The 437-nt window shown below is 64.1% G+C and carries 1 pseudogene; it reads right to left on the bottom strand.

The features are described 5' to 3' along the window. Window positions 1-335, bottom strand: a pseudogene (locus tag V2J85_RS40790) (AraC family transcriptional regulator); the annotation flags it as partial. Window positions 336-437 lie beyond the last annotated feature (102 nt).

The raw sequence follows: 437 nt of genomic DNA, 5'->3' as shown, positions 1-437 counted from the left end.
AGGATGTACAGGTCACTGACCAGGGAGAAGTGCCTCAGGCCCTGGTGATCCACCCTGAGCCGTCCGCTTCCCGGCAGCACGAGCGTGAGGTGGTAGAACCCGGGATCGCCCCGGCGGATCAGTTCCGGTGTCCGGCGGTAGCGTGACGCCTGCATGGCCACCGGCCAGAGCAGCACGTCGTCCAGGGTCAACAGACGTGTATGGGCCCAGAAGTCGGAAGAGTGCTGGCTGCTGATGTGCATCGGCGGCATCATCGCCGTCATGGCTTCCCGCCACAGGTCGAATCTGCTGTCCGGTGCCACGTCGTCTGTTCGGAGAACCGTTTCGGGGAGCACTTCTCTCCTTCACCGCAGTTCCTCGGGCGCAGGGGCTGATTCTGCCCGGATTCCTTGGCGCGATCCTATCTAGACCTCTTGTGCGCCGTGGGCGTCCAGCAG

The organism is Streptomyces bugieae, assembly GCF_036352915.1.
In the GTDB taxonomy this organism is placed as follows: domain Bacteria; phylum Actinomycetota; class Actinomycetes; order Streptomycetales; family Streptomycetaceae; genus Streptomyces; species Streptomyces endophytica.
This window is presented reverse-complemented; position numbering and strand designations above follow the sequence as displayed.